The 8853-nt window shown below is 52.6% G+C and carries 7 protein-coding genes; 2 read left to right on the forward strand and 5 right to left on the reverse strand.

Annotated features, from left to right (window positions below; genetic code table 11):
• Positions 1–82: 82 nt before the first annotated feature.
• From BM202_RS24000 to BM202_RS24015, 4 genes are all read right to left on the reverse strand, one after another.
• Positions 83–934, reverse strand: coding sequence for a 5'-methylthioadenosine/adenosylhomocysteine nucleosidase (locus tag BM202_RS24000; protein ID WP_093830907.1), 852 nt, complete (start codon positions 932–934; stop codon positions 83–85).
• Between the two features lie 22 nt (positions 935–956).
• Positions 957–2285, reverse strand: a complete 1329-nt coding sequence (locus tag BM202_RS24005; RefSeq protein ID WP_262507704.1) for an NCS2 family permease — start codon at positions 2283–2285, stop codon at positions 957–959.
• Between the two features lie 120 nt (positions 2286–2405).
• Positions 2406–3137: a 6-phosphogluconolactonase gene (locus BM202_RS24010; protein WP_093830911.1), complete on the reverse strand. Its 732-nt coding sequence runs from the start codon at positions 3135–3137 to the stop codon at positions 2406–2408.
• 93 nt (positions 3138–3230) lie between these two features.
• On the reverse strand, positions 3231–4622 hold the full coding sequence (locus BM202_RS24015; protein ID WP_093830913.1) for an alkaline phosphatase D family protein: 1392 nt from the start codon (positions 4620–4622) through the stop codon (positions 3231–3233).
• 42 nt (positions 4623–4664) lie between these two features.
• On the opposite strand from BM202_RS24015, the gene lysA reads away from it, so the two are divergent.
• On the forward strand, positions 4665–5918 hold the full coding sequence (gene lysA, locus BM202_RS24020) for a diaminopimelate decarboxylase (protein ID WP_093830915.1): 1254 nt from the start codon (positions 4665–4667) through the stop codon (positions 5916–5918).
• A 105-nt stretch (positions 5919–6023) separates the two neighbouring features.
• Positions 6024–6737, forward strand: coding sequence for a YebC/PmpR family DNA-binding transcriptional regulator (locus BM202_RS24025; protein WP_093830917.1), 714 nt, complete (start codon positions 6024–6026; stop codon positions 6735–6737).
• Positions 6738–6783: 46 nt separating this feature from the next.
• Here the strand turns inward: BM202_RS24025 and BM202_RS24030 are convergent, their stop codons facing one another.
• Positions 6784–8538 carry a T9SS type B sorting domain-containing protein gene (locus BM202_RS24030; RefSeq protein ID WP_245776759.1) on the reverse strand — a complete coding sequence of 585 codons (1755 nt, stop codon included), beginning with the start codon at positions 8536–8538 and terminating at the stop codon, positions 6784–6786.
• Positions 8539–8853 lie beyond the last annotated feature (315 nt).

Raw genomic sequence — 8853 nt, forward strand, 5'->3', positions numbered from 1 at the left:
GTGTGAGGGAAAGGGAATTTTCGCCTTTCCCACTTATAGATTTCAGTTGATTGCTAAGCATCAGTCTGAAACGCTACGTAGGTCACAACGCTTTAATAAGTGCAATGACTACATTGGCCGAATTGCGGGCTGCCGTGGGATAAAATTTGTCGTAGGCAATGTGTGCTTCGGCATCAGCGCGGTCGCTCAGGCTACGGATAATCAGGTGGGGTACCTGAATTTGATAACATACCTGCGCGACGGCTGCGCCCTCCATTTCGGTGGCATCGGCTCCAAAATCAGCTCGAAGACTTTTTCCTTTATCCGACGAAGCAACGAAGACATCGCCTGTCACGACCGTTCCTGTCATCACCTTGACCGGCCGATCTGAAACGCCACCCGATGCGAGTGGAATACCTTCTAATGGAACACGTTTCACTACGTTCTCGGCCAGATGCAACAGCACTGAATCGGCCAGGAAATAGACTGGGTTAAACTCTTTGGTAATTGCGTTACGAGTTTGTTTGGTTGGTGTGTTTTTATCTGTAATGGAGCCATAGTCATGGTAAGCTGTTCGGCTGGCAATAACGATGTCGCCCGGTTGCAAGTCTGGATTTGTGCCGCCTGCAATGCCGGTGAATAGTATTCGCGTCGGTCGGAAATGGTCGAGCATCAGAGCTGTCGTCATCGCGGCATTAACTTTGCCGATGCCAGTTTCTGCGACCACAACCCGCTGCTTGCCAATACGTCCGGTTGTGAAGGATAAACCATCAACGATAACGTTTTTAGGTTTGTGGATGGCTTTTTTTACCAATGCTACCTCCGCGCCAAAAGCACCCAGCAAACCCGTTATGGAGCGCGGTTTGTACCGCTGTGCAAAAGTGAGAGAGGGAAAGAGTACCGCAACAGCGGTCGAAAGAGTAAAAAAATAGGCAATCAGGGGCAGTTTTCTCATTATAAATAGATCAATTTTAGAATCAATGGCCAGCCGTCAAGGCCAACACGCAAAATACGTCTACAATCCATAGGCCAAGGGGTACTTCCCGGCTTTTACCCACCGCCACTTTTATGACCGTCCACGACAGAAACCCCCAAATTAGGCCCTGGGTGATGGAATAGCTAAAGGGAATTAACGCGAGGGCTAGAAAAGCGGGTAGAGCGTCGTCTAACTGATCCCACTTTATGCGCGTAACAGGCTTCATCATAAAGGCCCCGACCAGCACAAGAGCCGGAGCGGTGGCAATGGATGGAATAACCGATAAGACCGGAGAAAGAAATAGAAATGGCAAAAAACAGCAACCAGCAACTATCGCCGTCAACCCCGTACGACCGCCCTGCGCAATCCCCACCGCCGACTCAATGTAGGCCGTACCAGGGCTGGTGCCCAGAATGCCTGCCAGCGTAGTCGATACGGCATCCGTCAGAAGGGAGCGATTCAGGTTGCGTGGTTGCCCATCGGCATCGTGTAGATTACCGGCTTCAGCAACGCCCACGAAGGTAGACAGGCTGTCGAACAGATCGGTGAAAGCAAAAGCGAAAATGACCGGCCAAAGTGACCATTGCAGCGATCCCATCAGGTCTAGTTTACCGATCAAGGAGAAATCAGGTGCGGCCAAAATGCCCTGAAAATTTACTAATGTTTTCTGCCCGAAATTCACCGCTGATGCATCGCCCCAGTACCGGCCAATGGGCCAGGCGGCTAACGTAGTCAGCACAATACCGATGATGATCGCGCCCGGTACGTCGCGTACAACTAAAGCACTCGTCAGCAGCAAACCGAAAACAAATGTCAGCACAATGGGATCATTAAAGCTGGCAATACTGACCAACGTAGCCGGATTAGCGATGATGAATTTCGCGTTTTCGAAGCCGATCAACGTAATAAATAGCCCGATTCCCGCCGAAACGGCATAACGTATTGGCACTGGAATTGTCCTTACAATAGCCGAACGGACATTCAGGAGAGACATGACAAGAAACAGCATACCCGCCCAGAACACGGCTCCGAGGGCAACTTCGGGTCGGAGACCCATCCCCTTTACCGCCGTGAAGGTGAAAAACGCATTCATGCCCATGCCCGGCGCCACGACAATCGGGTTGCGGGCATAGAGGCCCATCATGAGACTACAAAAAAAGGAGAGTAGGACCGTAGCGGTGAGTACGCCACTAAACGGTAATCCGGCCTGACTCAGAATAGCGGGATTGACAACGATGATGTACATCGTGGCCAGAAACGTTGAAATACCGGCTAAAACTTCAGTACGTCGGGAGACAACAGGAACCGCTGGAGAGGAAGAAGTAGTCAATAGTGTTTGCCGTTTGTTGATGTAGCACCTCAAAATGAGATATATACAGGCTATTCGTAGGAATTTCTTAACAAAAAACGCCTACGAATAGCCTCAAACTACGAACTTCAGGCCACAATCTCAAAAATTGGTCAGGAAACTTCCGGCGTCCTCGTCTATCCAGACCTGCCCGTTCGCGTGCGTTTGCATGATACTGGCGGGAACCTGCTCCGAAACTGGACCTTTCAACGCGTCATGTAAGATAGAAGCTTTCTTTTCTCCGCTAACCAGTAAAATCACTTCTTTCGCTTCACTTAGGTGGCGTAAACCGAGCGTAATGCCCTGGCTCAGCGCGGTTTCTTTCTCGAAATATTTTTGTCCAACCGTTATGGTGCTTTCGGCTAATTCAGACACGTGGCAGCCTAGTGTGAAGGACGTACCGGGTTCATTCAGTGCGATATGGCCATTCATCCCCATACCAACGAGCAGCAAATCCAGGCCGCCCCGAGCATCAATAACAGCGTCTATGCGGGTGCACTCAGCCGCAAGGTCATCCGCTTTGGCATCGAAAACGTGAATCTGATCCGGGCGGAGATTCAATGGCGTGAACAGGTCACGAAATACGTAATTGGAACAACTGCCAACATCCTCGGGTCCAAAACCAACCCATTCGTCTAACCCCACGAACGTACATTGGCTCACATCGACGCGCTCATCCTGCGCGAGTTTGACAAACTGACGAAATGTTTCAACGGGCGTGTCACCCGATGCGAGGCAGAGCAAGGCATCCGGTTTCTGATTAATAATAGCGGCAATGTGCTCAGCCGTGTACTTCGATAACGTACTGTAATCGGGAAATTGGTGGATGGTCATGGGGGTCTGGTTTACGGTATTCGGTTTATAATATTCAGTTTATGGTTTATACCTGCGTCAGCCACCGTGAACTGAATACTGTAAACCTCAAACTCACTTCAATTCACTCGCTTTTATATCGCGGCTCCAGCGTTCGGCGCCTTTCTGGTCGTATACCTTGATATTCAGCACTCTGTCTTTTAAGGGACCGCTAACGTTCAGAAGACCAAAATTGCGTTCCGTTACTACCGTATTTTCTACATAGGTAGGCTGCTTAAGTTCATCTGCGCGGGGTTGAGCAACGGAGGACGTTAGGGGTGAGATGGTCAAATCATACAGCGGATACGTACCACTCCGATCCAGTTTATGCAAAATCGAATGATGTCGATCGCCCGTTATGAATAATACGCCCGGAATTTTGGCGTCGGTAATGGTTTTCAGTAGACGGTCGCGCTCGGTGCCGTAGATCGAATAATTTTCGAACGCTTTGGTTGGATTGATAATCTGCCCGCCCGATACAATGAATTTAAACGTCGCCTGACTGAACGTCAGCGCGTCCACCAGCCATTGCATTTGTTTTTCACCGTAATAGGCTTTCTCGGGACCGTCGGGCATATCGTTGGGCGCTCGGAATGTCCGATCATCGAGCAGAAAAAACTGGCAATCGTTCCAGAAGAACGTACCGGCGCAACCTTCCGGGAAAATATAGTTCGGGTTTGTCCAGAATAGCTTAAACGCTTCGAGCGTGACCGGTTTCAGCCAGTAAGACCGATCGGCATCATTTGGACCGTAATCGTGATCATCCCACAGCGCGTAGTTATGCGTATTGGCCAGCAGCGGTTGCATTTCGGGCAACGAACGCGTGTGTGTATAGCGCCGGAGAACACCTGTTCGGCTGTTCCAGTCCACCTCGCGGGTGTAAGTATTGTCACCAGACCAGATCATGAAATCGGGTTTCTGCGCTGATATTGCTGAAAAAATCTCGTAGCCTCCGCCATAGGGTTTGCCGGGGCGGTCCACCTCAGGTTCGTTGACGTATGTGCAGCTTCCGACGGCGAAGCGAAACGCCGGTGGGTCCACCCGCCACTGCCACAGGCTTTGGGTTTGGAACTGAGTCGGGTAGGGCAGGCTCACCTTTCTGTCCGCTACCAACACGTCGTACGTGTATTTTTTTCCGGGTTCCACCTTGTCGGCGAGCAGGTGGGCTATAAAAACCGTTTGCCGGTTCGTATAGACTTCGTTGGTCAGATACGCCGGTGTTTTCTTGCCGACCTCATGGTATCGAATCTGAACTTTAGCGGCTTTTTTGGTCTGCACCCAGAGCTTTACTTCACGGGTGTCTGAGTAGCCCACCATCGGGCCAGCCTGAAGTACGGACGAGTTGTCTTTGGGTGAAGAAGCGCCTGGCGGATCGATTCTCAGCGGAACAAGCTGAGGCTTCTGACCAAATGACGAATAGATGCTCAAAAGAGTAAGCATCAGGAAGTAAGAACGAATCTTGTACATGGTGGAAAGATGGCGTAATTTTGCGGCTCGTTTACTGAAAATATGCAGCTCTCAAACCAACGATACACAATTCAGGATGTTGATGTACTGGCAATTGCCGACGAATTTGGCTTACCAGTCTACGTTTATGATGCCGACAAAATTATCGAAAAAATCGGCTTACTCCGGTCATCTTTCAGCGGGGTTAACCTAAAGATTAAATATGCGGCAAAAGCATTAACCAACGTATCGATTCTTAAGTTGATGCGCCAGCAGGGCGTCGAAATGGATTCGGTGTCGGTCAACGAAGCGCGTATGGGCATGCTGGCAGGCTTTGAGCCGGGACGGATCATGTTTACCCCAAGTGGTGTATCGTTCGAGGAAATCCGCGAAGCCGTTGATATGGGTTTGCAACTAAACGTAGACAGCCTGTCCCTGCTGGAGTGGGTGGGGCAGACCTACGGCAGTCGTGTTGCCATCAGTATACGTATCAACCCGCACATCAGCGAGGGGGGAAATATCAAAATTTCGACCGGCCATGCTGATTCCAAATTCGGTATTTCAATTTTGCAACGGCCTGATATCTTGGCTATTGTTAAGAAATATCAGATTCCGGTTGCTGGATTGCACATACACACGGGCTCGGATTTCAAGAATGCCAACGCTTTTTTGAAAGGTGCCGACGTACTGTTCGACCTCGCCACCGATTATCCCGATCTAACGTTTATTGACTTTGGCAGCGGTTTTAAAGTTGCTTACAAAGAGGGCGATCACATAACCGACGTCGCTGAATTAGGTCGTCAGGTGTCAGAAGCCTTCCAGAATTTTTGTCAGCAATACGGTCGTGACCTGGAATTATGGTTCGAGCCGGGTAAGTTTTTAGTAAGCGAAAGCGGTCACCTGCTGGTCAAAACCAACATTGTCAAAGAAAACCCAACACGGACGTTCGCTGCGGTAGATTCGGGTCTAAATCACCTGATTCGGCCGATGATGTATGACGCTTATCATGACATCAAAAATATCTCAAATCCGTTGGGAGCAGAGAAGATATATACTGTAGTGGGCTACATCTGCGAGACCGATACGTTCGCCACCGACCGGCCACTGCCCGAAGTTCGACCCGGCGACGTATTGTCGTTCGAAAATGCGGGTGCTTATGGCTTTAGTATGGCTTCGAATTATAACGCCCGTTTCCGTCCATCCGAAGTGTTGGTGTACGAAGGCAAACCGTACCTGATTCGGCAGCGTGAAACCTTCGACGACTTGTTACGTGGACAGGAGATTATTGAATTTGAGGAAGAACTCGTAAAAAAATAGTAAAGTCAAACACGGCGGGAACGGAGGTTTACACGGAGGTAAGGGAGGTTCTCTGTGTTCTTCATGTAAACCTGCGTTCCCGCCGTGTTTTAAATTTTCATTAGAATGGGACGCGCATTTGAATACCGGAAAGCCCGGAAAATGAAACGGTGGGGGCAGATGGCCAAGACCTTTACCCGCATCGGAAAAGATATTGTAATGGCCGTTAAAAGCGGTGGTCCTGACCCAGATAGTAACGGACGGCTTCGGGCTATTATCCAGAACGCCAAAGCGGCTAATATGCCGAAGGAAAACGTTGACCGGGCGATTAAAAAAGCATCGTCGAAAGACCAGGAGGACTACAAAGAAATCGTTTACGAAGCCTATGCCCCACACGGCATTGCGCTGGTAATCGAAACGGCTACCGATAACCACAATCGCACGGTTGCTAATGTGCGCAGTTACCTTAACAAACTGGGTGGTAGCCTGGGCACGCAGGGGATGCTGGATTTTATGTTCGACCGCAAATCGGTGTTTCGGATTCCAGCAGATAGCGTTGATCAGGAAGAGCTCGAACTCGAACTAATTGATGTTGGGGGCGATGATATTGAGTTCGAAGAGGAAACCAATCAGTACGTCATCTACGGTGAGTTTACGGCTTTCGGTAGTATCCAGAAATTTCTGGAAGAAAAAGGCTACGAAATCAAACAGGCTGAATTTGAGCGAATTCCAAACGATTTCAAAGAACTAACGGACGAAGAAGTTGCTGACGTTGAAAAACTCATCGAACGTATCGAAGAGGACGACGATGTGCAGACGGTATATCACAACATGAAGTAAAAAATGAAGAAAGCCGGTTATCGAACCGGCCTTCTTCATTTTTTACTTATCTAAGGGAAACAGCTTCTCGCAGGATCTGGACCCAGCCCTTCAGAATCTGGGGGGGCGCATTCCGCTCCAGCAAAGCGTAGTGCACCGTGGCCTGATAGTAGTACAAGCCCGTGGGCATCTCGGCCCCCTCATTGCTCTTGCCATCCCAGGCCAGACTCGCCCCACTACTCTCGTAGACCTTGGCCCCCCACCGGGTGTAGACCACAAACTCGATCCGCTCCACAAACCGGGGACACTTCAGGGGCACAAACTGATCGTTCTTGCCATCTCCGTTGGGGGTGAACACATTGGGCAAGACCAGCGAGGGGCAGGCCTCATTACAGACCTTGTTGGAAGGCTGACTTTCCAGTCCCCGCTGGCTGACGGCGGTGACGTAGTAGCAGCCGGCCACGGTGCTCAGGCTGGCGTGCTCGAAGGAGGTGGTGGGGGCGGCCACGCTGGTGAGCAGGCCCAGGGTGTCCTGGGCATAGCGGGCGTAGTAGAGCTTGTAGGAAGCAACCCTGCTATCGCAGGTGGGTCCACTGGCGGGTGTCCAGTTGAGTTTGTTGGTAAAGCTGGTGGTGTTGCAGAAGCTCTCGGGGGTGAGGCTGGCGCAGTTCAGGGAGTCGAGTCGCAGGGTGGGCGGACAGGGGCGGGTGGTGTCCGCGGGGCTGGCACAGAGCACCTGACTGTAGTTGGTCAGCGGCCCCAATCGAGCCAGCTGGGGGTCGGTGTAGACACCCGTGGTCATGACCCGGTAGCAGTAGCTACTGTCGACGGAGAGCACCCGACTGGTGTTGCCATCGGCCAGGAACGTATCACTTCCATCATCAGTGAAGGTATACGTAGGTGTCATCACCTGCACCTCCCGGATCTTGTTGAAAGGTCCCCCCGGTCCACTGCGACTCCGGTAGATGTCATGTTTCTGACCATCATTGCTCCAGGGGACATTGGCCTGCCAGCTCAGCACGATTTGCCGGTTGGCGGGTGCCGCGGCCAGCCGCACGGAGGAAGCCGGCTCGGTCACGTCCAGGCGAGTTAGCACCCCGTTGAGGGTGTAATAGAACTCCAATCGATACCGGTAGGCATTGGCCACCGTGTTAATGGCGCTGGTGGAGCTGCCCCGGTCGACGTAGATCGTGTCGGGAGCCGTGGCTAATAGTGTCGTGTTGATGGTGGCAATGGGGGCATAGTTGGTGCCAGTTAACCCTTCAGCCCGTTGGAGTCGATACTGGTAGGGACCCGGCAGATCGCCGGGGTTGAGCCCCAGCGGCCGTGTCCACTTGACGGTAATGCGAGGATTTCGGGGGCCATCGGGGCCCGTAGAGTCAACGGTAACCTGGGTGATGACCGGGGCCAGCAAGGCTAATTCTACGCAGGCTTGCGTCGAGGCAATGCTTTCTCCTCCATTGAAGCCGCCATTGCGGTCGGGATACACCGCTACCAGGCGGTAGGAGTAGCTCACCCCCCGTCTCAGGCTGGACGTATCGGTATACGTAGTGGCCGTGCTGGGTACCTCCCCAATCTTGGTGTAACCCGCCGGAGCCCCCGTCACACAAGTCTGAGATTCAATCGGCGCGCAGCCTTCCTTGCGGTAGATGCTTAGGGTGGTGCCAGCCGCTCCGCAGCTGTAAGCGTCCCAGCTCAGCTGGATGGCCCGCCCGTTAGCCGTGGCCGTGGCCCGGGCCGTCAGGTTCTTCACCGAGGGACCCACCAGCCGAATCCGGAAGGTCTGAAACGAGACCAGCGAGGGGGTGGGTCTGGGGGGCACATCGCTGACCTTGAAGGTCACATCGTAGGGGGCTTCCCGGAGCTGGTTGCAGTTGGTCTGCCAGCTGAAGGTGGCCGTGGCGGGCTGGGCCTGGGCCACCCCCCCGTTGAGCAGTCGGGCGTAGGCGGGCTGGATGAGCTCACCGGGCGCCAGAGCAGTGCCATCCTGGCCCACGTTGAAGACGCCCCCGAAGCCGGTGATGATGACGCGCTGGCCATCGGGATCGGTGGCCGTGACGGGCTGGTTGATCAGGGTGCCAGCCTCCACGCACAGGTCGGGGATGGGGGTCAGGAGGGGGCGTTTGTTGAGATTGTC

The sequence above is a fragment of the Spirosoma endophyticum genome (assembly GCF_900112365.1).
GTDB classification, from domain to species: Bacteria; Bacteroidota; Bacteroidia; order Cytophagales; family Spirosomataceae; genus Spirosoma; species Spirosoma endophyticum.